The organism is Streptosporangium sp. NPDC002524, assembly GCF_040295985.1.
In the GTDB taxonomy this organism is placed as follows: Bacteria; Actinomycetota; Actinomycetes; order Streptosporangiales; family Streptosporangiaceae; genus Streptosporangium.
Map to the genome: position 1 here is coordinate 92,895 of NZ_JBEOWK010000001.1, position 25,754 is coordinate 118,648.

The window sequence follows — 25,754 nt, forward strand, 5'->3', positions numbered from 1 at the left end:
GCGGATCGGCCGGTAACACGCTCCTACGGCCCCCCGGCATGGATCCGGCCGGGGTACGGCACCGCGACGGGCGCCGTACCCCGGCCGGGGTGGAGATCAGGAGTTGGTGATGGTGAGGTCGTCGATGTAGGCGGTGAAGGCGCCGGCCGTGCCGCTGCGGTCGTAGCCGACGAGGACCTTGTCGATGGTCTTGCCGTTCAGCGCGGAGCCGAAGTCGCTCTGGATCCGCGTCCACGAGCCGACCGTGCCCTTGGCGGTGCCCGGGTGCATGTCGGCGCCGGTGGTCGTGACGGCGGCGCTGTCACGGAGCGTGGTGCCGTCCGTCATCACGAAGTCCACCGAGACGTTGCGGCCGCCCGCGTCCTTCGGCAGGAAGGAGTACTGCAGCTTGGTCGCGGCGGTCACCGGGATGTTGACGTCGAACACCTGGAAGTAGGCGTGCGAGGCGGCGGTGGAGGAGGCGGTGCCCCGGATGCGCAGGGCGGACGCGCCGATCTGGTTGTCCTCGTTGGTCGCGACCGCGAGCGACTGGCCGGTGACGTTGGTGGTGCCGCCGCCGCCCGGCGTGTTGTTCCACGTCGGCTGGGCGTCGGTCCCCTGCTCCACGCTGGTGCGGAAGAACACCGGACCGGCGCTGAGCGGGATGGGCACCGTCGTCACCAGCGGGTCGAGACCGGTGATCATGCGGGTCGCCCTGCCCGCCAGGCGCAGGTAGAAGTCCGACGACACGTACTTGCCGTCGGCGCTGGTGGTCAGGAAGTACTGGTTGGTCGGCACCTGCGAGGAGTCCTCGGCGCCCGGCGCGAGGGCCGTGCCCTCGTCGTACTCGTCGAACATCGCGATGAACGCCTGCGGCACCCCCGCCCGGCGCACGCTGGCGGCCTGCTCCCACATGAAGTCGCCGGACCGGCGCGGGATCATGTTGCGCGCGCCGCCGTTCCAGTTGGACCAGGCGAAGCCCGGGTAGATGACCGGCTGGTACGCCTGCCCGGTCGCGTTCAGCGCGTCGCGGTCGCCGTTGAGCAGGCCGCTCGTGTCGCCGACGTATCCCACCATCCACGGCGAGATCATGTCGAACGCCCGGTACACCGGGGCGAACCCGGGCTTTCCGGCGCCCGTGCGCCACTCGCGCGGCACGCCGCCGATGACGTACAGGCCGCGGTCCTTGAACCAGCGCACGATGCGCTCGGCCTGGGCGGCCGTGCCCGGCCGGTCCTCGAAGCCGAAGCCCCAGATCTCGACCACGGGCTTGCCGTTCTCCCTGGCGTAGGCCGGAGAGTCGGTGAGGTGGAGCTGATTGACGATCACGTCGGTCCAGTCCCGGGTGAGGACCTGCTCCACGTTGGCGTCGGTCAGGCCGCTGACGTCGTACTCGACGTAGAACCCGCGGCCGTGCTTCTCGGCGGCGTCCCTGGCCCTGGAGGTGATCGTGTTGCGGACCTGGGCGTTGGCCGAGCCGGGGGTGGAGACGTCGCTGCCGAAGCGCTGGATCGCGGCGCCGTCGATGCCGTGCTGGCTCATCCACTGGAAGTGCTGGTCGATCACGGCCGTCGGGTACGACGAGAAGAGCGTCGCGGGCTGGCCGTTGCCGAGCGCGGCGTACCCGGTCTGGTATCTGGCCGAGGCGGGGTACTTGCTCATGTCCGGGTAGAGCTCGAAGGTCTGGTTGCCCGGTGACGGCTGTGTGCCGCGGGACCAGTGCCGCCAGTTGTTGAGCGGTGAGCCGTCGCCCTGGGCGTTGAACCAGCCCTGGTAACCCGCGTAGACCTTGTTCTTCACGGTGGGGGGCGCGGCGGCCTGCGCGCCGAGTGCCGGGGTCACGGCCGACCAGCTCAGGGCGGTCGCGAGGAGGGAGACGGCCAGGGCCGCTCTCACGAGGGGTTTGTGGCGGTTATTCACTGATTAGCCTTCGGTGGGGGGTGACGGAGGTTACGGATATGTAAATCCATTGGATTGACTATGTCAATCCGTACGGAATCCCGTCACCTTCTCTGTAAAGTCCCCACGCCCCCGACGGGGTGGGCCACCCGGCGATTACGGCCACACAACGAGCAGGTCACCCGGCGATTACGGTCACGTGGCGGGTACGGTCGCACGGCGAGCAGGTCACTCCGCAGGTACGGTCACATGGCGAGCAGGTCGTACGGCGGGTGCGGTCCGCATGGCGGATGTGGCCGCACGGCGGTACGGTCGCACGGCGGATGTGGCCGCATGGCCGATGTGGTCGCACGGCTGTACGGTCACGAGGCTGTGCGACCGCGTGGCGAGCGGGGCGCGGGGTTACACGGCGTCCGGGGCGAGGGGGTTACACGGCGTCCGGGTGCGCCGTTCGCGTCCGCGAGCCCAGGCTGGGCGTGAACACCTCGTGGAACACGCTGGACGCGGCCCCCACCGCAGCCGCGGCCCGGTTGAGGTGCGACTGGGCGACCTCCACCTCGCGCAGGTGCCTGGCCATCGGGAAGTTGTTGACGGCGGCGGCGATCTGCCGGTGGTAGATGTCGGCCACCGAGGGCAGGACGGCGGGTCCGCCGATGATGAGCAGCTCGACGTCCAGCAGGTCGATGAGCCCGGCGGCGCCCAGGCCGATCACCCGGGCCACCTCCTCGATCACCGCGACCGCCCGCGGGTCACCGTGCCCCGCGGCCGCGCAGACCCACTCGTAGGCGGCGTCGTCCGGCGGGACCACCATGCCCGCCGACCTGGCACGGTCCACCACCGTCGACGTCGGGGCGCACTCGGGGACGAGTGTCGGGCCGCCCTCCGGGGTGAGCCAGCCGGTCGCGATCGCGCACAGCTGGCCGACCTCGCCCGCGTTGCCCGTACGTCCCCGGTAGACGTCGCCGTTGAGGAAGGCTCCGCTGCCGACGCCGGCGCCCAGGTAGAGGTAGACGAAGTCGTCGGCGCGATCGGCCGCGCCCAGCCAGCGCTCGCCGATCGCCGCCGCGGTGGAGTCCTTCTCCACGATGACGGTGACGTCCAGCCGGGCGGCGAGCTCGGCCTTGAGCGCCACGTGCTTCCAGTCCCGGAACAGCGGGGGGTCGAGCAGCAGCCCGGCGCGAGTGTCGAGCGGTCCCGGCACGGCGACCCCCACGCCCAGCAGGGCCGCGGAGGCGGGGTGGGCGGCCTCGGCCGACTCCAGCGCCAGGCGGGTCATCTGCGCCAGGCACCACTGCGGGTCGGGCTGTTCGGGCAGGGGCAGGTGCCGCTGGTCGAGCAGGTCGCCGCACAGGTCGACGGCGACCACGGTGATCATCTTCGGGTCGAGGTGGACGCCGATGGCCGAACCGGCGTCGGGACGCAGCCGTAGCGGCACCCGCGGCTTACCGGCGCCCGCGGGCTGGCGGGCGTCCTCGGTCAGCAGGCCCGAGGTCAGCAAGTTACGGGTGATCCGCGACACCGCCTGCGGCGTGAGACCGGTGCGCTCGGCGATCTCCACCCTGCTCGTGGACACGGCCTGCCGGATGCTCTCGATCACCAGCTTCTCGTTGTAGGAGCCGAGGGCGAGCTGGTTGAAGGCACGGAGCGCCGGGCGCGTCCCGCCCTCACGCCTGCCCGGCATCGGCCCGCCCTGGGACGGGCGCCCGGCGCGCGAGCGACGCTCGGGGCCGCCTCCGAGCTCTGCGCCGCCTCCGAATGCCTGCCGCGCCCCGGAACCGTTCGTACCGGGCCCGTTCGCATTGGGAACGTTCACACTGGGCCCGTTCGCGTTGGGAACGTTCACACCGGGCCCGTTCGCACTTGGAATGTTCGCGTTGGGACCGTTCACGCCAGGAACGTTCGCACCGGGAGCCGGTGTCCCGCCCGGCGCGTCACGGGCGGGGCGCCACCCCGCGTCGCGGGCGGGGGACGGGAGTGACGGCGCGCTCCACGGCGAGGGGGACCGCGAGGGGGACGGGCTCTCCGGATCCGCCGCCGTCCGCGCCGGCTCGCATTCTCCGTCCGCTTCACGCATGCCCTCATCCAACACCCTCCCCGCGCCGACGAAAAGCGCCGCTTCCGCCTGTGGCCACCCCCGTCCGGAACGGAACGGTCCCGGGCGCCGGGCGGTGGGAATGGGCGGACGGGCGGTGGGGGGACGGGCGGTGGGGGACGGACGACGAGCGATGGGCGGTAGGCGGACAAGTAGTGGGCGGCGGGCGGACGGGCGGGGATTCGGTGACCGCCGGGCGCGACGGCCCTCACCCTCGCCGGCCCGGTTCCGTCACAGCTCCGTCCCGGTTCCCGGTCCGATGCGGGCCTGTTCTCGACTATGTCTAGAGTGATCCCGTGCCCGCCACGCTGAACGCTTCGAAGACCCGCACCGCGCTGCGCACGTCGGCGCGCATCTCCCTGGAGATGCTGCTCGTCGTGCTGATGATCGCGGTGGTTCTGTGGATCCTGGGCCAGATGTGGTCCGTCATCTGGCCGCTCGTGATCGCCCTGCTCCTCACCACGCTGACCTGGCCGGTGACCCGCTTCCTGCGCCGGCACGGCTGGCATCCCACCCTGGCCGCCTCGGCCGTGACCGTGCTCTTCCTCCTGGTCGCCGCCGGCATCCTGGTGCTGATCGCCGTCCCGGTGGCGTCCCAGTCGGGCGAGCTGGCCACCGGCGTGGGCAACGGCATCAAGCAACTGCGCGACTGGGCCGCCGGGCCGCCCCTGAACATCGGCGCCGACCAGCTCAGCACCGCGCTCGACACCGCGGCCGCCCGTATCCAGTCCAGCGTCGGCAGCATCGTCACCGCCGCCGTGACCGGGGTGGGCACCGTGGTCAACGGCCTGGTCACCACCGTCCTGGCGCTCTTCCTGATGTTCTTTTTCCTCAAGGACGGCCCGCGGTTCCTGCCCTGGCTGACCCGTCAGCTGCCCGGCCGCCTCGCCACGGACGTGCCGGCCCTGGCCTCGCACAGCTGGGACACCCTCGGCTCGTTCGTGCGCTCCCAGGCGTTCGTGGGCCTGCTCGACGCCGTCTTCATCGGTCTCGGCCTGTGGATCGTGGGCGTGCCGCTGGTGCTCCCCCTGGCGGTCCTGACCTTCGTCGCGGCGTTCGTCCCCATCATCGGCGCCCTGTTCGCCGGCTTCGTCGCGGTCCTCATCGCGCTGGTGTCCAACGGCCTGACGGACGCGCTGATCGTGCTCGCCATCATCGTCGCCGTGCAGCAGCTCGAGGGAAACGTGTTCCAGCCCATGGTGCAGAGCCGGGGCCTCGGCCTGCACGCGGCGGTGGTCCTGCTCGCGGTGACGCTGGGCGGCAGCCTGGCGGGCATCGTGGGCAGCCTGCTCGCCGTGCCGGTCGCCGCCCTGATCGCCGTGTTCTGGAACTATCTCCGCGAACAGCTCAGCGACCCGCCTCGGGAGCCGGAGCCCGCCGTACCGGAGCCTGCCGCACCGGAACCCGGCGAGCCGGACACCGGTGCGACCGTCCCCGCGAGGAAACCCGGCTGAGGCACGGGCCGGACGACGGCGCGAGCGCGCACACCTCGCCGGGCGGCGGCCGGAGGTCCAGACCGTCCAGCGCCTTCACGCCGGGAGACCTTCTCACCGATCCCGCTCACCGTCGCGGGTGTCCGCGGGTCGCCTGAGAGCCGCGAGGCCCGACGTATCAGGCCGGTCCGGGCTTCCGCCGTACGGGAAAGCCCCTGTCAAGGAGTCGGCGACCACAAAGGGGCACCCCGCGGATGTGGTGTCTGCCGGGGATTCGCGGTCGCCGAGCACGCGTTTTTCGGAACAGGGATATGTGAGCGTTAACATTCCGCCTGTCGGTCGTGGTCTCTTCTCCGTCGAACGGTTGTGGTGGTGGAGCGGAGCAAACACCAGGCGGAGAAGAGCTGTCAAGAGTACGAAACATGGTGAGCCCGAAAGAGGCAAGAGGCGAGCCCGGCCCATCTGCTGTTTCGTGAATGCCGCATCAGGCCGGACAGGCCGGTGTGATGAAAAAATTCACGAAAGGCGCCTCGCCTCGGGTGGCGGCAATGCTCGCATTCCCGCGTCAGCTGGACTGGGCCGGGCGTCCGGGGCGAGACGCTCGGCCGGGTGGTTTTGTTAAAACTCACATAATGATTGTTAACGCTCACATAATGGTCGGGACCCGTCCTCTGCCCGGCGGGCTTGGTCGTGGGGGTGGTTCGGCAGAGTAGACACGAAGCGAGGAAGGCCTGTCAAGAACCGGGTGGGTCGCCCATCCCGGGCGTCCGCCCGGCGACCGGGTCTCGTCTGCTCCGTCAGGGCGCTCCCGCCCCTCCCCGGGAGCGCGGCGCGGTGAAACTTTCACCCGCGGCGCCACCCGCGTCACCCGCGTGGCCCGCTCACCAGGAGTCAGTCCGTCGACGAGAAGATGCGCTGCTGGATCTCCCTGCGGTAGTCGTCCAGCGTGTTGTCGATGTGCGTCGCCGCGGCCTGGGCCGCCGCTTCCGGGTCGCCGGCGCGGATGGCCTGGTAGATGGCGTCGTGTTCCTCGACGGCCTTGGCCGCGTGACCGCCGACCGAGCCGCGCAGCCCGATGAGGTTGGACTGGGCCTGCAGCCGGCGGGCCTCTCGCACCGCCACCTGGAGGAACATGTTGTGCGAGGCTGTCGCGATGGCGGTGTGGAAGGCGTCGTCACCCTCGTTGAACAGGTCCTCGCGTCCGTTGTCGAACCCGTAGCGGCACACCCCGGCCGACTTCTCGATGTCTCCCAGCTCCGCCGGGGTGGCGCGGCGGGCGGCCAGCCGGCTGGTCTCCATCTCCTGGGCCCGGCGGAACTCGAAGAGCATGTAGATGTGGTCCAGGTCGGTGGGCAGGAAGAAGGACGCCCAGCGTCCGGTGCCGAGCATGCCCTCGTCGTCGGCCACGTAGAGACCGCGCCCCTTCTGGGCGCGCACCCGGCCGAGCGCCGAGAGGATCTTCACCGCCTCGCGCACGACGGTCCGGCTCGTGCCCAGTTGCCGGGCCAGCTCGTTCTCGGTGGGCATGCGGTCGCCGGGCCTGAGGCGCAACCGGCTGATCAACTCCAGCACCTGCTCCGCGGCGACCTCGTAGCCCGGCCGGTACGCGCCTTCCGCACGCGGGGTATCGACCACGCTGCCGCTCCCTCCCTGCCACCACCTCCACAAGGGTACGACCAACCGGGGTCCGGAACAGCACCATCTTCGCCGGCTCTTGCGGCATTGAGTGCTATACATCCGGCACATCACCGGCCCCCTTGAACCGACAACAGGAAAAGGCAAGCCGACTACCTGCGATTATTCTCGGAAGAGTTCCCACTCTGACAAAGGCCTCCTTGTGAGGAGTCAGAAATAAGTGGGCTTAAGGTCTTGACGCGCCTCAGTGCGAGGAACGTAATTAGTAGCTAAGTCTCCGGGACGCCTCCTTTCGGAGGTTCCCCATCGGCTCGACCGCGTCCGGAGTGGGGCACTCCACGGCGGTCGCGCATCGTGGCCCGACCGCCTTGGACCAGGACCCGGTTGTTCGGCGGCACCGGTGAGAACCGGTCAGACAGGGCGTTCAGCGCGGGATCCAGCGAAACGGCGTCGAGCCGCCGCACGGCCGGCCGAGGCTCCTACCCCCCAATGAAGGAGAACCACGTGGTTTCCTCATCCAGACCTGCCGACACCCGGACCGCAGGGGAAGTCGTGTGATGCCGAAGCGCGGATCCTTCTTCGGAGCGATCGCGGTCGCGGCACTTCTCGTCCTGGCCACGGGTCACGCGGCGCTGGGCGACGGTGCCGGCGGGAGCACGTCGTCCGCGGGGGCCGGCGCCCTCGCGCCGACCGCCGGGTGCGGCAGGACCCCGACGCTGGCGAGCGGCACGCACACGATCCAGAGCGGCGGCAAGAGCCGCTCCTTCATCCTGCGAACCCCCGACAACTACAACAACACCACGCCCTACCGGTTGATCTTCGGGTTCCACTGGCGGGGCGGCACCGCCGCCGACGTCGACTCGGGCGGCACCAGCGGGTACCCCTGGTCCTTCTACGGCCTGCGGCAGATGTCGAACAACGGCGCGATCTTCGTCGCTCCCCAGGGCATCGGCAACGGCTGGGCCAACTCCGGCAACGAGGACGTGACCCTCGTCGACGACCTGATCGGGCGGATCGAGGCCGACCTGTGCGTCGACACCTCGCAGCGCTTCGCCCTGGGCTTCAGCTACGGCGGCGGGATGAGTTACTCGCTCGCGTGCAGCAGGGCGACGGTCTTCCGCGCGGTCGCGGTCTACGCCGGCGCGCAGCTCAGCGGGTGCGGCGACGGCACCCAGCCCATCGCGTACATGGGACTGCACGGCATCGGTGACTCGGTGCTCGACATCTCCCAGGGACGGTCGCTGCGTGACAGGTTCGTCAGGAACAACGGCTGCACCGCCCAGAACCCGCCCGAGCCGGGGCCGGGCAGCAGGACGCACACGACCACCGCCTACTCGGGGTGCCGGGCGGGGTACCCGGTCGTGTGGGCCGCCTTCGACAACGGTCACATGCCCGGCCCGGTGGACGGGACCTACACCGAGAGCGGCATCACGACCTGGACCAAGGGGGAGGTGTGGAGGTTCTTCTCGCAGTTCGGGACGACCCGGCCGCCCGACCCCACGCCCACGCCCACGCCGACGGTGACCCCGACGCCGGGCACGGGAGCGATCCGGGGGGCGGGCTCGGGCCGGTGTCTCGACGTGAGCGGCGTCTCGCAGGCCAACGGCGCCCAGGTCCAGATCTGGGACTGCAACGGCCAGGCGAACCAGCGATGGACGACGACCGGCGCCGGTGAGCTGCGGGTCTACGGCAACAAGTGCCTGGACGTGGCCAACCAGGGCACCGCCAACGGGGCCCTCGTCCAGATCTGGGACTGCAACGGCCAGAACAACCAGAAATGGCGCCTCAACACCGACGGCACCATCACCGCCGTCGGCGCGAGCAAGTGCCTGGACGTACCCGGCAACGCCACCGCCAACGGCGTCAAACTCGCCATCTGGACCTGCAACGGCGCCGCCAACCAGCGCTGGACCCGCACCTGACCCCCTTCCTGGAGGCCTCAAGGCACCTCCGGGATCCCTCGCCGGGGAAGCGACGTCCCGGCCGGGGTCCTCTCACGGCGGGGCCACTCCCGCGTGCCCGTCCCGGTGCGCGACGGCCGCGCGGACGGCCGCGCACCGGGAGTGCCCCGGGTCGTGACGGTGCCGCGAGCACCGGAGTCGCCCCCCGGACCGGCTCCGGCGGGATGTCCCGCCGACCGTTCCCCACCCCCCACGTAAGGAAGTCCCGTGTTCGAATTCTCCCGCCCTCCGACGCGGAGGCTGGTGCTGGCCGGAGCCGCCGCGATCGGGCTGACCGCCGCGGCCGTCCTGGTGGCACCGCTCTCCCCCGCCTCGGCGGCCACCACGACCCTGTACGCCTCCCCCTCCGGCACCGGCGGCAGCTGCTCCACGGCCCAGCCGTGCTCGTTGCCCGCCGCGCAGACCGCGGTGCGGGCGCTCACCGGCGCGATGTCCGGCGACATCGTCGTGGAGCTGGCCGACGGGGTGTACCGGCTCTCCGCGCCGCTCCGGCTGACCGCCGCCGACTCGGGCACCAACGGCCACACCGTCAAATGGCAGGCCGCCGCGGGCGCCCGTCCCGTGATCAGCGGCGCCAGGGCGGTCACCGGCTGGTCGCTCGCCGACTCCGGGAAGAACATCTGGCGGGCCAACGTCGGCGCCGGGACCGACACCCGGCAGCTGTACGTCGACGGCGCCGTCGCCACCCGCGCCCGCACCCAGGTGAACCGGGCGGACTTCACCGCGAACAGCAGCGGCCTGTCCTTCACCGGCGGGGCCCTGGGCTATCTGAACAACCTCGCCAACAAGAGCCGCGTCCAGATGGAGAGCGTCGGCTCGTTCACGGACCGGTACGTGTCGGTGCAGAACATCACCGGGAACTTCATCACGATGCAGCAGCCCGGCTGGAGCAACAACAACTTCGGGTACGACACCTTCACCAGCCCGCACCGGGCGGGCCCGCTCTACCTGGCCAACGCGTACGAGTTCCTCGACTCACCGGGCGAGTGGCACATCGACCCCGGAACCGGCGCGCTCTCCTACATCCCGCTCTCCGGTCAGAACATGAGCACCGTCAGCGTGGAACTGCCGGTGCTGCAGTCGCTGGTCAACGTCGGGGGCACCTACGACGCGCCCGCGCACCACATCGCGTTCGGCGGGATCACGTTCACCGGCACGACCTGGCTGGGGCCCAGCGGCAACCAGGGGTACGTGGACCAGCAGACCGGCTCCTACATCGCCGGCAACTGGAACTGGCCCGCCTTCGCCTCCTGCCACAACGGCTGCCCGCAGTTCGAGGCCGCCCGGCCGAACTGGTACCAGATGCCCGCCGCCGTGCAGGTGTCCGCCGCCAGCGACATCGCCTTCAGCGACTCGCGGTTCGTCAACCTGGGCCAGACGGCCGTGGGCATCGGCAACGACGCCAACGGTCACACCAGCGGCGTAGGCCTGGGCGCGAGCAACATCACCGTCACCCGCTCCGAGATCGCCCGCAACTCGGCCGGCGGCATCGTGGTGGGCGGCGTGCGCGCCGACGCGCACCACCCCGGCGACCAGCGGATGGTCAACCGGAACGTCACCATCAGCGACAACCGCCTGCACGACCTCGGCGTGGAGTACCGAGGCATCGTCTCGGTCCTGACCACCTACGTCAGCACCGCCACCATCTCCAACAACGAGGTCTACAACATGCCGTACACGGGCATGTCGATCGGGTACGGCTGGGGCGCCAACGACGCGGGCGGCAGTGAGCACTACGCCGGCCGCGGCCTGTACAACTACCAGCCGCGCTACACCACGGCCACCACCGCGTCCAACAACCGGCTCTCCGGCAACTACGTGCACGACGTCATGCAGCAGATGAACGACGGCGGCTGCATCTACACGCTGTCGGCGAACCCGGGCGGGCTGATCGCCGACAACCACTGCCTGCGGACCAACGGCTACTTCGGCGTCTACTTCGACGAGGGCTCCCGCTACTACACCGCCCGCAACAACGTCTTCTCCTCCACCGGCACCTGGGCCACCGCCAACTACTGGTTCGCCGAGAACATGGGGAACTTCACCGTCACCGGCAACTGGTCGACCAACGGCAACACCAACGTGACCAACGGCGACCGCGGCAACGTCGTCAACGGCAACGTCACGGTCACCAACGGCAACTGGCCCTCGGGCGCCCAGGCCGTGATGGCGGCCGCCGGGCCCCGGGGCGGCAGCCCCCAGCAGGGGGTGCAGGTCGTCGGGGCCCAGTCGAACCGCTGCCTCGACGTCACCGGCGGCAGCACCGCCAACGGGGCCCAGGCGCAGCTCTGGGACTGCGGCACCGGCGCCAACCAGCGCTGGACCCACACCTCGGGCAGGCAGCTACAGGTGTACGGCAACAAGTGCCTGGACGCCTACGGCCAGGGGACCGCCAACGGCACCCAGGTGGTGATCTGGGACTGCAACGGGCAGGCGAACCAGCGGTGGAACGTCAACGCCGACGGCACCGTCACGGGGGCGCAGTCGGGACTGTGCCTGGACGCGCCCGGCAACGCCACCGCCAACGGCACCAGGCTCAACCTCTGGGCCTGCAACGGCGGCGCCAACCAGCGCTGGAGCCTGCGCGGCTGAGCCGCCGGGGGACGCCACCGGGGGACACCGCCGGGGGACACCGCCGGGGGACGCCACCGGGGGACGCCGCCGAGGGACACCGCCGGAACGCGGTGCCGAACGTCCCCCATCCCGCCGACACCACCGACACGAGGGAAAAGCACCCCATGGGCACGCCGGGCGACATCGACGACCTCCTACGGCATCTGGAGCGCGAAGGCCTCGTCCTCCATCTCGGCGTCGGTGACGCCACCGTGTGGTTCGCCGCCGAGTTCCGCGAACGCATGATCTCCGAGCGGCTGGCGATGCTGCCCGACGAGCCCCTGGTGAGCGTCGCCACGGCCGCCGCGGTGCTCAACGTCCCGCACTCCCACGTCATCGCCGAGGTCCGCGCCGCCACCCTGGCCGGCCACGACGGCGGCCGGCGGGTCCGGGTGCGGCGCGAGGCCCTGGTGCGGCGCATCACCACCCTGGGCCTGTCCCGCCCGGCTCCCCCGGCCGAACCTACGAACCTCCCCGGCGACTCCGCGCGGGGGAAGCGGGGGAACACGTGTCCGTAGCCGCGGGACGCCGCGTCCCGGCCGGGCGGGACAGGCGCTCAGCGCTCCAGGCGCACGGGGGCGCCCGGCCCGCCACGACGGACGAGCCAGGCGTCGGTGATGTGATCGAACGTCGCCTCGGCGGCGCCGGCGGGGTCGTGGGCGGCGATGCGCTCGTAGATGCGGCGATGCCCGAGGTTGGACGCCACGCACAGGGCCCGCTGGGGCCGGCCCATGTAGCGGGCGGTGTTGACGACCTGGCTCTCCAGGGCCCGTACCACGCCCCGGGCGATGCGGTTCCCGGACGCCTGCATGATCGTGTCGTGGAAGGCGCGGTCGTGCTCGGCGTACGTGACGTGGTCGTCCACGAGCTCGTCCATCCGGTCCACCAGCGCGCGCAGCCGGTCGACGGTGTCCTGGTCCGCGAGGCGGGCGGCGAGGTTCGCCATGTCGGACTCCAGCACGCGCCGGGTGACGACGAGGTCGTCGAGGATCGCCAGGCTCTCGTCCTCGGCGATGGTCGCCGCGAGGACGAGCTCGTCGAGCATGTCCCACCTCGTCGGCGGGGTGACGACGGTGCCGCTGCCCTGGCGGACCTGCACCAGCCCCTTCTCCTGAAGGATCTTCACCGCCTCGCGGACGACGGTCCGGCTCACCGAGAAGGTGTCGCACAGCGCGGGCTCGGCGGGCAACGGCGTGCCCGGGGGGTGCACTCCCCGGACGATGCGCTCCACCAGCTCCGCCGTCACCGCCCTGGCGAGGTTGGCCGGTCGCCGCGCCCATGCCGGTGGGGACGCGGCGCTCGGCGGCGACTCCTGCGATGTCGTCATATCTCCTCCGGGCCGCGGGCGGCGCCACATTTCGACGTCAGTATATGTCACGCGCATTGACGTCACACGTCATACGAATTACGTTTCGCCTCAAATAGCGGCCGGGCGAGCCGGCCGTCCTCCGGAAAGCGAACAGCAATGAAGCAGCGAACACTGTGGTCCGCCGCCCTGGTCGCGGGACTGGCCTTGGCCGGCTGCGGAAGCGCCACCCGGCCCACGTCGTCGCCGGGCGACTCCGCCAAGGTCACGAAGCTCGTGGTCTGGGACTGGAAGTCCGGCGACGCGGCCGCGGCCTCCTACGTCCAGAAGGCGAAGGACGACTTCGCCAAGAAGCACCCCGGCGTCACGGTCGAGTTCGTGGCCCAGCCGTTCGACCAGTACTACACCCTGCTGGGCGCGGCCATCCAGGCCGGCACGGGACCGGACGTCATGCTCTTCAACGGGGGCGGCCAGATCCGCGACCGCGTGGACGAGCTCCTCCCGCTCGACCGGTACGTGGCCGAGGACAAGCGGCGCCTGGCGGGCTGGGACGCGTTCACCAAGGACGGCAGGATCTACGCCTCGCCGGTGACGTTGCAGGGCCATCCGATCTACTACAACAGGACGCTGTACGAGAAGGCGGGACTCGACCCGGCGAGCCCCGCCACGACCTGGGACGAGCTCGTCGGCGACTGCGCCACCATCAAGCGGAGGACCGGGGCCGGCTGCTTCGCGCTCGGCAACAAGGAGGGCGCCGGCATCCAGTTCTTCATGTCGGGCCTCGGCTCGGGCATCCTGACGTCGCGGGAGTACGACGACTGGATCGCCGGGAGGCGCGCCTGGGACTCCCCCGGCGTGAAGCAGATCTTCAAGCTGTGGAAGGAGGCCGGCGACGCGAAGCTGAACAACGACGGGGCCAACTCGACCGCGATGTTCAACGACGCCTTCACGATCTTCAACTCCGGCAGGGCCGCCCACATCATCGGGCTGATGTCGGACGTCGGGCACTGGAAGGACTTCGGCGAGTTCCTGGGCGCCGACAAGCTCGGCGTCATGCCGGCCCCGGTCGTCACCGGCGGAACCACCCCGAACCTCCCGTACGACGGTGGCATCGGCTACGCGGTCGCGAAGCGGGCGAAGGACCCGGGACTCGCCGCCGACATGGTGCGGTCGCTGACCACGACCGAGGCCCTGACCTCCTTCTACTCCGACGCCGGCGCGATCGCGTCCGACACCACGATCGACGTGTCGAAGGGTCCCGCGGCCGTCGGCACGATCGTGTCCGACCTCAAGGGCGGCAAGCCCGCCCTGCACGTCGCGTTGTCCTCGAAGACCCTGGACCTGATGGGACGGCTGTCCCAGCGGCTCCTGAGCGGATCGGCGACCGTCGACGAGGTGGTGGAGCAGCTGGCCGCCTCGGATCGGGCGAGCTGATCCCGTGCCGATCCGAGATTCGTCACCGCTGGTCCGCCCGGTAGGCCCCGGGCGGACCGGCGGAGGAGAGACGAGGCGCCGGGAACGCCGCGGCGACGGCGGGACCGCTTCCCGGCGGGCCTCCCGCGCGTCGCGTTCCGAACGGCTCGCGCCCTACGTCCTGGTGGCCCCGGCCCTGCTGATCATCGTGGCGCTGCGGCTGTGGCCGCTGCTGCTGGGCGTCAACTTCTCCTTCACCGGCGACGGCGACCGCAACGGGACGACGGTCGGCCTCGACAACTACCTGGAGATGTTCCGGGACCCGACCTTCCGGAGCGCGCTGCGCAACGTCGGGCTGCTGGTGCTGCTGCTTCCCGTGGCGGTGGCCGTCCCGGGCCTGCTCGCGACGTTCGTCTACCTGCGCGTCCCCGGGCACCGGGTCTTCCGCGGGGTCTACTTCTTCCCGGCCGTGCTCTCACCGGTGATCATCGGTGCGATCTTCAACCTCATGCTCGCCTTCGACGGCCCGTTGAACACCGCCCTCGCGGCGGTCGGCGCCGGTCCGGTCGACTGGCTCGGCGACCCGGACGTCGCCATGTTCGCGGTCGTCGGCGTGCACGTCTGGGCGACGTTCGGGATGGCCCTGGTGGTGTTCCTCGCCGGATTCGCCACCCTGGACCCCGCGCTCCTGGACGCGGCCCGGGTGGACGGCGCGTCGCTCCCCCGGACCATCTGGCACGTGATCATCCCGGGCCTGACCCGCACCATCCAGTTCGTCTTCGTGACCACGATGATCGGGATGCTGACGTCCATGTTCGGCCTGCTCTACGTCATGACGAGCGGGGGGCCCGAGGGGTCCACCTACCTGCCGGAGTACTACGTCTGGATCCAGCAGGGCCAGATGAACCGCCCCGCGCTCGCCTCGGCCGCGTCGACGGTCCTCTTCCTCGTCATGCTCGCGGTGGGACTCATGCAGATCAGCGTGCTCCGCCGCGCCGGAAGGGAGGACTGATGTCCGGCAGCCGACTGACCAGGTGGGTGGTCGCCGTTCCGATGGCGCTCCTCGCGCTGGCGACGATCTACCCCCTTGTGTTCACCACCAACGTCGCCATGAAGACCCGGCGCGAGTACGTCCTCGACCGGTTCTCCCCGGCGACCTCCCTGCACCTGGACAACATCGTCACCGCGTGGACCAGCGTCGGCATGGCACGGTACTTCGCCAACTCGCTCGTCGTGGTGACGGTCTCGGTGGCCGTCCTGCTGCTCCTCGGGTCGATGGCGGGCTTCGCGCTGAGCCGGCTGCGGTTTCGCGGTTCCAAGGCGCTCTTCCTGGGCTGTCTCGCGGCGCTGTTCGTCCCGTTTCAAGTGATCATGGTGCCGCTCACCCGGGTGATGGCGGACAGCGGCCTCATCGACACCTACCCGGGACTGATCCTGGCCTACGTCGCGCAGTTCCTCCCGTTCACCGTCTTCCTGATGACGAGCTACTACCGGACCGTTCCGGCGGAGATCGTCGACGCGGCGAGGATCGACGGCAACACGACGTACGGCGTCTACCGGCGGATCATGCTGCCGATGGGCGCCCCGGCCCTCCTGTCGGTCGGCATCCTCAACGCGCTGTTCTGCTGGAACGACGTGCTCATCTCCCTGCTGATGATGCCCTCGGCCGACCACCGCACCCTCATGGCCGGGGTCACCTCGCTGCGCGGGCAGTACTCCGACGACATCCCCACCTTCGCCTCCGGGGTGCTGATCGCCGCGGTGCCCGTGCTGGTGGTCTACCTCTTTCTCCAACGTCAGATCGCCGACGGCGTCACCGCCGGTTCCACGAAGGGCTGACATGCGTATTTCGGGGTACCGCGCTTTGACCACGGTCCAGGAATGGGATCGTCCGGTCGGTGACGCCAACGGCGTCTACGCCGACGGGGTCGTCCCGGTGTCGATCATCGCCGTGGACACCGACGAGGGGATCACCGGCGTCGGCGTCGGGCCGCACGTGGAGCTGGACAACGTCTTCGCCGCCATCGAGGGTGAGGATCCGCGCGGTGTCACCGCGCTGTACGACCGCATGCTGCGGCAGACCTTCAAGGCGGGCCACGCGGGCGCGGTGTTCGGGACCATCGGCGCGCTCGACACCGCCCTGTGGGACATCAAGGCGAAGGCGGCCGGCGAGCCGCTCTGGCGCCTGCTGGGCGGGCGCGACAGGCGGGTTCCCGCCTACGCCTCGGGCCTGGACATCGGCCTGACCGACGACGAACTCGTCTCGGTGTACGAGGTCTACGCCCAGCACGGCCTGCGGGCGGCCAAGCTCAAGGGCGGCCTCGACGTCGAGCGGGACCGGCATCGCCTGACGCTGGTCCGGGAGGTCCTGACCGAGGCCGGGCGCGGAACGCGGCCGGGCCTGATGCTCGACGCGAACGAGGCCTGGTCGCGCAAGCAGGCGATCCGGCACGTCTGCGAGCTCGAACGCACCCTGGACCTCACCTGGATCGAGGAGCCCGTCCGGCGGTGGGACGCCGAGGGCCTGGCGGCCGTCGGCCGCGGGATCCGCGCGTCGGTCGCCACCGGGGAGAACCTCACCGGGCTCGAGCAGTACCGTCCGCTGCTGGCCTCGGGCGCCGTCGACATCGTCCAGACGGCCGTGGTCTGGGGGGTCACCCACTTCCTGCGGGTGTCTGCCCTGGCCCACGCCCACGACCTGCCGGTCAGCCCGGTCGGCAACGTCCCGGCCGGCCTGCTGCACGCCGCGACGTCGGTGCCGAACCACATGGCCAGCGAGCTGCAGGACCTGCGTCCGCCGCTCGGGGTGTCCGCCGACCTGTACGTCGAGGGCGGCGCGTTCCTCCTGGGGGACTCGCCCGGCCTGGGCCTCACGATCGACGAGGACGTCATCGGGGGGCTCACCCGCCGGCCGGGCACCCTGTCGGCCGACGGTCCCGGTGTCCGGCCGGAGCGGGCCGGCCGGCGGCTGCTGGCGGTCGCCGACGACGGTCACCTCGCGCAGCAGCGCCGGCCCGCCCCCCTGGTCATGGACGGCCGGCGTCGGACGCAGAGGTGAACCCGCCGTTCGACGCCGGCCGTCCACGGCACGTCCCGTACCGGAAGAAGGGAACCCACGTGTGTCCGTCGCCCGTGCCGCACAACGGGACGCCGTGCTGATTGTCATGTCCACCCCCTGCCGATTGGAACGACCATGTCCGACGAGCACCACCTGACACGCAGGCGACTGATGCAGATCGGGACGGCCGGAGCCGGCGCTCTGCTGTTACCCCCGCAATGGACGGCGGCCGCGCGGGCCGCCTCGGCGCCCCCTCCGGCGGTGAGCGCCGCCGGCGACCTGGCGCTGTGGTACGACGAGAGCGCCGGCACGGACTGGCTGCGCGCCCTCCCAATCGGCAACGGCCGCCTGGGCGCCATGGTGTTCGGCAACGTCGACACCGAGCGGCTGCAGCTCAACGAGGACACCGTCTGGGCCGGTGGGCCGTACGACCAGAACAACACCCGGGGCGCGGGGGCGCTGGGGCAGATCCGGCAGCTGGTCTTCCAGAATCAGTGGAGCCAGGCTCAGACCCTGATCGACCAGAACATGCTCGGCAGCCCCGCGGGCCAGCTGGCCTACCAGACCGTCGGCAACCTGCGGCTCGCGTTCGGCGACACCTCCGGGGTCTCGGAGTACGTCCGCTACCTGGACCTGACCACGGCCACCACGACGGTCTCGTACCTGAAGAACGGCGTTCGTCACCGGCGCGAGACGTTCGCGAGCGCGCCGGACCAGGTGATCGTGATGCGCCTGACCGCCGACAGGGGCGGCTCGATCTCGTTCTCCGCGACGTTCGACAGCCCCCAGCAGACGACGCGATCCAGCCCGGACGGCGCGACGGTGGCGCTCAGCGGCGTCTCGGGCGGCATGGAGGGCAAGACGGGCGCGGTCCGGTTCCAGGGCCTGGCCCGCGCCGTCGTCGAGGGCGGCACCGTCAGCAGCTCCGGCGGCACGCTGCGGGTGACGGCCGCGAACAGCGTGACGGTGCTGATCTCGATCGGTTCCGGCTACCGCAACTACCGCGACGTCGGCGGCGACCACCAGGGCATCGCGCGGCAGCATCTCGACGCCGCCGCCGCCAGGAGCTTCACCGACCTGCGCGCCCGGCACGTCGCCGACCACCAGCGGCTGTTCGGGCGCACGACGCTGGAGCTGGGCCGCACCTCGGCGGCCGACCAGCCGACCGACGTGCGGATCGCGCGGCACAACAGCGTCGACGACCCGCAGTTCTCGGCGCTGCTGTTCCAGTACGGCCGGTATCTGCTGATCTCCTCCTCCCGGCCCGGCACCCAGCCGGCCAACCTGCAGGGCATCTGGAACGACTCGCCGGCGCCGGCCTGGGACTCGAAGTACACCATCAACGCCAACCTGCCGATGAACTACTGGCCGGCCGACACGACGAACCTGTCGGAGTGCTTCGAGCCGGTGTTCGCGATGATCGACGATCTGGCGGTCACCGGCGCCCGCACGGCCCAGGTCCAGTACAACGCCGGCGGCTGGGTGGCCCACCACAACACCGACGCGTGGCGGGCCACCTCTGTCGTCGACGGCGCGTTCTGGGGCATGTGGCAGACCGGTGGCGCGTGGCTGGCCACCCTGATCTGGGAGCACTACACCTTCACCGGCGACCTCGGGTTCCTCCAGCGGTACTATCCGGCGTTGAAGGGCGCCGCGCAGTTCTTCCTCGACACCCTCGTGCGGGAACCGAGCCTCGGGTTCCTGGTCACGAACCCGTCGAACTCCCCGGAGCTCGCCCACCACAGCGGCGTCAGCGTCTGCGCCGGCCCCACGATGGACAACCAGATCCTGCGCGACCTGTTCAACGGCTGCGCCAGGGCCGCCCAGGCGCTCGGCGTCGACCCCGACTTCCGGACGCGGGTCCTGGCCGCCCGGGACCGGCTCCCCCCGACGAAGACCGGCTCGCGCGGCAACATCCAGGAGTGGCTGTACGACTGGATCGAGACCGAGCCCGCTCACCGGCACGTCTCCCACCTCTACGGCCTGCACCCCAGCAACCAGATCACCAGACGCGGCACCCCGGCGCTGTACGCCGCCGCCCGGCGGACCCTCGAACTGCGCGGCGACGACGGGACCGGCTGGTCGCTCGCCTGGAAGATCAACTACTGGGCGCGGCTGGAGGAGGGCGCCCGCGCGCACACCCTGCTGCGCCTCCTGGTGACGACGGCCCGGCTCGCGCCGAACATGTTCGACCTGCACCCGCCGTTCCAGATCGACGGCAACTTCGGCGCGACGTCCGGCATCGCGGAGATGCTCCTGCAGAGCCACAACGGCGAGCTGCACGTGCTGCCGGCGCTGCCGTCCGCCTGGCCGGCCGGGAAGGTGCGGGGGCTGCGGGGGCGCGGCGGCTACACCGTGGACACGACGTGGAGTTCCGGCGCGGCCACCGAGATCCTCGTCGGGTTCGACCGCGACGGGACCGTCAACGTGCGCAACCGGATCTTCACCGGCACCTACCAGGTGGTCGACATCGGCAGCGGCGCCACCGTCGCCGTCGCCAGACCCGAGTCCGACGTCATCGCGCTGACCGGCCGGGCGGGCCGCACGTACCGCCTCACCGGAACCGGCGCGCCGCAACCGGCCTACGTGCGGATCGCCAACGGGACCACCGGCCTGGTCCTGGACAGCGGCGGCGACGTCGCCTCCGGGTCGAACCTCAAGCAGTGGACCTACGACGGCAGCACCAACCTGCAGTGGCAACTCGTCGACCTGGGCGGCGGCTGGTACCGCATCGTCAACCGCACCAACGGCATGGTCGTCGACAGCTGGGGCGACACCGCCAACGGCGCCGTCGCCCGGCAGGCCGCCTGGGGCGGCGGCGACAACCAGCAGTGGCGCCTGAACGACGTGGGCAACGGCCGCCACCAGATCGTCAATCGCGGCACCGGCACGGCCCTGGACGGCATGGGCGACAACACCGCCGGCTCCACCGTGGCCATGTGGGCCCCGAACGGCAACACCAACAACCAGTGGACCGTCACGGGCGTGTGACGACCGATGACCTGCCGCCGTCCCGATCCGCGCGTGTTTCCGTGGTTACCAGGTCGTAACTTCTGTGAAACTTTCACTTGTCCGGGCGCCGCTGGAAGGTCTTTCTCCGGACGAATGTCCAGGCGGGAAAGCATGCCGGCGGCGGCGCCCGGACCGGCGAGGATTGCGGCCTGTTGACGCCGGCCGACCAGTCGGATGTACTCCGCGACACCCCCTCAGGAGCAGGCCATGGAGATCTGGAACCATAAATGTTAGCGGTAACAATTCCCAGGAACCGACACCCGGCCCAGGACTGCCGGACACACCTCCGCCCCGGGCGTCCGCCCGTCGTGGAACCGCCGGCCCCCCGGACGCGACCTTCCGGGTCGCGTCACGCGTCGAATGTTAACGCTAACAACCTCGCCGGGCGCGGCGCCTCCGCCCCGGAAGCCGTGGTCGACCGCCTCGACGGCCTGACCGCGTGACACGGGTGGCCGGCCCCGGTGGCTTCGGCCGGTCACCGCACCCCCCATCTCCAAGGAGCTTCCCATGCCTCTGAGCCGTCGCCAGCTCTTCCGGGCCGCGGGCGCGACCGCCGCGCTCTCGGCCGTCGGCCAGGCGGTGGGCACGTCCCCCGCCCTGGCCGCGCTCCCCTGGGCCAGATCCGAGATCGGCGTCTCGGCCTACGAGTTCGACCTCGGCCAGGTCCGGCTGACCTCCGGCCGCTGGCTGGACAACCAGAACCGCACTCTCGGCTACCTGCGCTTCGTCGACGTCGACCGGCTGCTGTACGTCTTCCGCGCCAACCACCGCCTGTCCACCAACGGCGCGGCGGCCAACGGCGGCTGGGACGCCCCGAGCTTCCCGTTCCGGTCCCACATGCAGGGCCACTTCCTGACGGCCTGGGCGCAGGCCTACGCCGTGCTCGGGGACACCACCTGCCGGGACAAGGCCAACCAGATGGTCGCCGAGCTGGCCAGATGCCAGGCCAACAACGGCGCGGCCGGGTTCACCGCCGGCTACCTGTCGGGCTTCCCCGAGTCCGACATCACCGCGGTCGAGAACCGCACGCTGAGCAACGGCAACGTGCCGTACTACTGCGTCCACAAGACCCTCGCCGGGCTGCTGGACGTGTGGCGGCACATCGGCAACACCCAGGCCAGGACCGTGCTCCTGGCCCTCGCCGGCTGGGTGGACACCCGGACCGGCCGCCTGTCCCCCAGCCAGACGCAGGCCATGCTGGGCACCGAGTTCGGCGGCATGAACGCCGTGCTCACCGACCTGTACCAGATGACCGGGGACTCCCGCTGGCTGACGGTCGCGCAGCGCTTCGACCACGCCGCCGTGTTCGACCCGCTCGCCGCCAACCAGGACCGGCTCAACGGCCTGCACGCCAACACGCAGGTGCCCAAGTGGATCGGCGCCGCGCGGGAGTACAAGGCGACCGGGACCACCCGCTACCGCGACATCGCCGCCAACGCCTGGGCCTTCACGGTCAACGCCCACACCTACGTCAACGGCTCCAACAGCCAGGCCGAGCACTTCCGCGCCCCCGGCGCCATCGCCGCGTACCTGACCAGGGACACCGGCGAGGCCTGCAACACCTACAACATGCTCAAGCTCACCCGGGAGCTGTGGACGCTGTCGCCGGACCGGGCCGACTACTTCGACTACTACGAGAACGCCCTGATCAACCACCTGATCGGCCAGCAGAACCCGGCCGACGGCCGGGGCCACGTCACCTACTTCACCCCGCTCAACCCCGGTGGAAGGAGAGGCGTCGGCCCGGCCTGGGGCGGCGGCACGTGGAGTACCGACTACAACTCGATGTGGTGCTGCCAGGGCACCGGCATCGAGACCAACACCAAGCTGATGGACTCGATCTACTTCCACAACGGCACCACGCTGTTCGTGAACCTGTTCGCGCCCTCCACGCTCGACTGGTCGCAGCGCGGCTCACGGTCACCCAGACGACGTCGTACCCGGTGAGCGACACCACGTCGTTGCAGGTCACCGGTAACGTGAGCGGGTCGTGGACGATGCGGGTCCGCATCCCGGCCTGGACCCAGGGCGCGACGATCGGCGTCAACGGCGTCCGGCAGGACGTCGTCACCACCCCGGGTACCTACGCCTCGATCACCCGGTCGTGGACGTCGGGCGACACGGTGACCGTACGGCTCCCGATGCGGGTGGTCCTGAAGGCCGCCAACGACGACCCGAACCTGCGGGCCGTCACCTACGGCCCGGTCGTGCTGTCGGGCGACTACGGCAACACGGCCCTGTCGTCGGCGCCGGCGCTGATCCCCTCGACGATCACCCGGGCCAGCACCTCGGCGCTGGCGTTCACGGCCACGGCCAACGGGGCGCCGGTGAACCTGGGCCCGTTCCACGACGCCGCCAACCACAACTACGTCGTCTACTGGAACACCTCGGGGCAGGGCGGCGGGGGCGGCGGGGCGAGCTTCCGGCTGATCAACGCGGCCAGCGGGCTGGCGCTCGGCATCCAGAACATGTCGACCGCCGACGGCGGCCTGGCGCTGCAGTGGACCGACAACGGCACCGCCGACCACGACTGGGTGCCGGTCGTGGACGGCAACGCCCTGCGGTTCCGCAACGTCAACAGCGGCAAGGTGCTGGGCGTCGAGAACATGTCGACGGCCGACAACGCCCGGATCCTGCAGTGGGGCGACACCGGCACCGCCGACCACCGGTGGACGGTCGCCGACGCCGGCGACGGCTCGGTCAGGATCCGCAACGCCAACAGCTCGAAGGTGCTGGGCATCCTGAACGGCTCGACCGCCAACGGCGCCCAGGCGGTCCAGGACCCCGACAACGGCTCGGCCGACAACCGGTGGCGGTTCGTGCCCAACGGCGCGCGCCGCGTCCAGAACGTGGCGACCGGCATGGTGCTCGGGGTCACCGGCATGTCCACCGCCGACGGCGCGCTCGTCGTCCAGTGGGGCGACACCGGCACCGCCGACCACCTCTGGACGGCCGTCGTCGACACCGGCGGTTACCTGCGCCTGCGCAACTCCCACAGCCAGAAGGTGCTGGGGGTGGAGAACGCCGCCACCGCGGCGGGTTCCCGGGTCCTGCAGTGGGCCGACAACGGCACCGCCGACCACCGCTGGCGGCTGCGCTACGGGAGCGACGCCGCCTTCCGCGTCCAGTGCGCCAACGGCGGCCGGGTCCTCGGTCTGGCCGGGATCGCGCAGGGCGCGCAGATCGTGCTCGCCGACGACAACGGTTCGAACGACAACCTCTGGAGGTTCCTGTGAGACGTGTGCTCGCGGTTCTCTCAGCCCTGCTCCTGGTGGGCGTGTATCTCACGGCCCAGTCCGCGAACGCGGCGACCGTCGACACCAACGCCTGGTACGTCCTGGTCAACCGCACCAGCGGCAAGGCCCTGGACGTCTACAACCTCTCCACGGCCGACGGCGGCCGGATCACCCAGTGGACGCGTAACAACGGCAACCAGCAGCAGTGGCAGTTCGTCGATTCGGGCGGCGGCTACTACCGCGTCAAGTCCCGCCACTCGGGCAAGGTGCTGGACGTCAGCGGCTTCTCCACCGCCAACGGCGGCGCCGTCGTCCAATGGGCCGACCTCAACGGCACCAACCAGCAGTGGCGCCTGGCCGACTCGTCGGACGGCCACGTGCGCCTGATCAACCGCAACAGCAACAAGGCCCTCGAAGTACAGAACGCCTCCACCGCAGACGGCGCCAACATCGTCCAGTACGACGACTGGGGCGGCGCCAACCAGCAGTGGCAGTTCGTCCAGGTCGGCGGAACGAACCCGACGCCGACCCCGACGCCCGGTGGCGACTACACCAACCCGGTGGTCTGGCAGGACTTCGCCGACGGCGACATCATCCGGGTCGGCGACGCCTACTACTACTCGGCCTCGACGATGCACTACTCCCCCGGCGCGCCGATCCTGCGCTCCTACAACCTGGTCGACTGGGAGTACGCGGGCCACTCGGTGCCCCGGCTCGACTTCGGCTCGGGCGCCTACGACCTCAACGGCGGCCGGGCCTACGTGAAGGGCATCTGGGCCTCGACGCTGAACCACCGGGCGAGCAACAACACGTTCTACTGGATGGGCTGCGTCGAGTTCAACCGCACCTACGTCTACACCGCCTCCGCCGTGGACGGGAGCTGGACCAAGCGCTCCCAGATCAACAACTGCTACTACGACGCCGGCCTGCTCGTCGACGACAACGACACCATGTACGTCGCGTACGGCAACGGCACCATCAGCGTCGCCCAGCTCTCGGCCGACGGGCTCAGCCAGGTGCGGGCCCAGCAGGTGTTCCAGACGCCCTCCAGCGTCGGCACCCTTGAGGGCGCCCGCTTCTACAAGCGCGACGGCTACTACTACATCTGGCTCACCCGCCCGGCCAACGGCCAGTACGTCCTGCGCTCCACCAGCCCGTTCGGCCCGTACGAGATGCGCCAGGTCCTGCTGAACATGCCCGGGCCGATCTCCGGCGGCGGCGTGCCGCACCAGGGCGGCCTGGTCCGGACGCAGAACGGCGCCTGGTACTACATGTCGTTCGTCGACGCCTACCCCGGCGGCCGGGTCCCGGCGCTGGCGCCGATCAACTGGAGCGCCGACGGCTGGCCGACCGTCCAGACGGTCAACGGCGGCTGGGGCGTCAACTACCCGAAGCCGAACATCCAGACCTCCAGGACCGTCGCGTCGATGATCGGCCCGGACACGTTCACCTCGAGCGCCCTCGGCCACCGGTGGGAGTGGAACCACAACCCCGACACCAGCCGCTTCTCCACCGGCAACGGCCTGCGCCTGCAGACCGCGACCGTCACCGGCGACCTCTACAACGCCCGCAACACCCTGACCCACCGCATCCAGGGCCCGTCGTCGACCGCGACGATCGAGCTCGACTACTCGGCGATGGCCAACGGCGACCGGTCCGGGCTGGCGATGCTCCGAGATCAGTCGGCGTGGATCGGCGTCAAACGCGACAACGGCGTCAACCGGGTCGTGATGACCAACGGCCTGACCATGAACAGCGGCTGGGCCACCACGGGCACCGGCACCGAGGCGGCGAGCGCGAACATCTCGGGCGGCAAGGTCTGGTTGCGGGCGAACGCCGACATCCGGCCGGGTTCCGGCAGGCAGGCCCGGTTCTCCTACAGCACCGACGGCGTGAACTTCACCACGCTCGGACCGGCCTTCACGTTGAACAACGCCTGGCAGTTCTTCATGGGCTACCGCTTCGGCATCTTCAACTACGCCTCCCAGTCACTGGGCGGAGCGGTGACCGTGAACCGGTTCGACCTCACCACACCGTAAAACCGAAGGGTATTGCCTGATGAACCCCCCAAATCACTCATCTCGGTCTTCCGGCCGCACCCGGCTACGGAGATTCCT

The 25,754-nt window shown here is 70.5% G+C and carries 16 protein-coding genes; 12 read left to right on the forward strand and 4 right to left on the reverse strand.

Annotation, left to right across the window (positions count from 1 at the left end; all coding sequences use genetic code 11):
- Positions 1 to 96 precede the first annotated feature (96 nt).
- Together ABT053_RS00420 and ABT053_RS00425 are read right to left on the reverse strand one after the other, a co-directional pair.
- Positions 97 to 1,875, reverse strand: coding sequence for a glycoside hydrolase family 99 protein (locus tag ABT053_RS00420; RefSeq protein WP_350966630.1), 1,779 nt, complete (start codon positions 1,873 to 1,875; stop codon positions 97 to 99).
- Positions 1,876 to 2,305: 430 nt separating this feature from the next.
- Positions 2,306 to 3,559, reverse strand: coding sequence for an ROK family transcriptional regulator (locus ABT053_RS00425; protein WP_350966631.1), 1,254 nt, complete (start codon positions 3,557 to 3,559; stop codon positions 2,306 to 2,308).
- A gap of 707 nt (positions 3,560 to 4,266) precedes the next feature.
- Here ABT053_RS00425 and ABT053_RS00430 point away from each other — a divergent pair.
- Positions 4,267 to 5,424, forward strand: coding sequence for an AI-2E family transporter (locus ABT053_RS00430; RefSeq protein ID WP_350966632.1), 1,158 nt, complete (start codon positions 4,267 to 4,269; stop codon positions 5,422 to 5,424).
- Between the two features lie 870 nt (positions 5,425 to 6,294).
- Here ABT053_RS00430 and ABT053_RS00435 read toward each other — a convergent pair.
- Positions 6,295 to 7,038: a FadR/GntR family transcriptional regulator gene (locus ABT053_RS00435; protein WP_350966633.1), complete on the reverse strand. Its 744-nt coding sequence runs from the start codon at positions 7,036 to 7,038 to the stop codon at positions 6,295 to 6,297.
- Positions 7,039 to 7,595: 557 nt separating this feature from the next.
- On the opposite strand from ABT053_RS00435, the gene ABT053_RS00440 reads away from it, so the two are divergent.
- The 3 genes from ABT053_RS00440 to ABT053_RS00450 all read left to right on the forward strand — a co-directional run bounded on the left by ABT053_RS00440 (position 7,596) and on the right by ABT053_RS00450 (position 12,130).
- Positions 7,596 to 8,960, forward strand: a complete 1,365-nt coding sequence (locus tag ABT053_RS00440) for a lectin (RefSeq protein ID WP_350966634.1) — start codon at positions 7,596 to 7,598, stop codon at positions 8,958 to 8,960.
- A 246-nt stretch (positions 8,961 to 9,206) separates the two neighbouring features.
- Positions 9,207 to 11,591 carry a ricin-type beta-trefoil lectin domain protein gene (locus ABT053_RS00445; protein ID WP_350966635.1) on the forward strand — a complete coding sequence of 795 codons (2,385 nt, stop codon included), beginning with the start codon at positions 9,207 to 9,209 and terminating at the stop codon, positions 11,589 to 11,591.
- Between the two features lie 92 nt (positions 11,592 to 11,683).
- On the forward strand, positions 11,684 to 12,130 hold the full coding sequence (locus tag ABT053_RS00450; RefSeq protein ID WP_350966636.1) for a hypothetical protein: 447 nt from the start codon (positions 11,684 to 11,686) through the stop codon (positions 12,128 to 12,130).
- Between the two features lie 38 nt (positions 12,131 to 12,168).
- Here the strand turns inward: ABT053_RS00450 and ABT053_RS00455 are convergent, their stop codons facing one another.
- Positions 12,169 to 12,939 (reverse strand): FadR/GntR family transcriptional regulator, encoded by a 771-nt coding sequence (locus tag ABT053_RS00455; RefSeq protein WP_350966637.1) that lies wholly within the window; start codon positions 12,937 to 12,939, stop codon positions 12,169 to 12,171.
- A 138-nt stretch (positions 12,940 to 13,077) separates the two neighbouring features.
- Between ABT053_RS00455 and ABT053_RS00460 the strand changes: the two genes are divergently transcribed.
- From ABT053_RS00460 to ABT053_RS00495, 8 genes are all read left to right on the forward strand, one after another.
- Positions 13,078 to 14,352, forward strand: coding sequence for an ABC transporter substrate-binding protein (locus ABT053_RS00460; protein WP_350966638.1), 1,275 nt, complete (start codon positions 13,078 to 13,080; stop codon positions 14,350 to 14,352).
- Between the two features lie 4 nt (positions 14,353 to 14,356).
- Complete coding sequence (locus ABT053_RS00465; RefSeq protein WP_350966639.1) at positions 14,357 to 15,343, forward strand: carbohydrate ABC transporter permease; 987 nt, start codon at positions 14,357 to 14,359, stop codon at positions 15,341 to 15,343.
- A complete protein-coding gene (locus ABT053_RS00470; protein WP_350966640.1) occupies positions 15,343 to 16,170 on the forward strand; it encodes a carbohydrate ABC transporter permease in 828 nt (275 codons plus the stop codon). The genes ABT053_RS00465 and ABT053_RS00470 overlap by 1 nt, the downstream gene beginning before the upstream one ends.
- 25 nt (positions 16,171 to 16,195) lie before the next feature.
- The gene (locus ABT053_RS00475) at positions 16,196 to 17,389 is read left to right on the forward strand and encodes a mandelate racemase/muconate lactonizing enzyme family protein (RefSeq protein WP_350966641.1); all 1,194 of its coding nucleotides are present in this window, start codon (positions 16,196 to 16,198) and stop codon (positions 17,387 to 17,389) included.
- 135 nt (positions 17,390 to 17,524) lie between these two features.
- Complete coding sequence (locus ABT053_RS00480; RefSeq protein WP_350966643.1) at positions 17,525 to 20,380, forward strand: glycosyl hydrolase family 95 catalytic domain-containing protein; 2,856 nt, start codon at positions 17,525 to 17,527, stop codon at positions 20,378 to 20,380.
- A 528-nt stretch (positions 20,381 to 20,908) separates the two neighbouring features.
- A complete protein-coding gene (locus ABT053_RS00485) occupies positions 20,909 to 22,348 on the forward strand; it encodes a beta-L-arabinofuranosidase domain-containing protein (RefSeq protein WP_350966644.1) in 1,440 nt (479 codons plus the stop codon).
- Complete coding sequence (locus tag ABT053_RS00490; protein ID WP_350966645.1) at positions 22,345 to 23,637, forward strand: RICIN domain-containing protein; 1,293 nt, start codon at positions 22,345 to 22,347, stop codon at positions 23,635 to 23,637. Before ABT053_RS00485 ends, ABT053_RS00490 begins: the two co-directional genes overlap by 4 nt.
- Positions 23,634 to 25,676 (forward strand): family 43 glycosylhydrolase, encoded by a 2,043-nt coding sequence (locus tag ABT053_RS00495; RefSeq protein WP_350966646.1) that lies wholly within the window; start codon positions 23,634 to 23,636, stop codon positions 25,674 to 25,676. The genes ABT053_RS00490 and ABT053_RS00495 overlap by 4 nt, the downstream gene beginning before the upstream one ends.
- Positions 25,677 to 25,754: the final 78 nt, after the last annotated feature.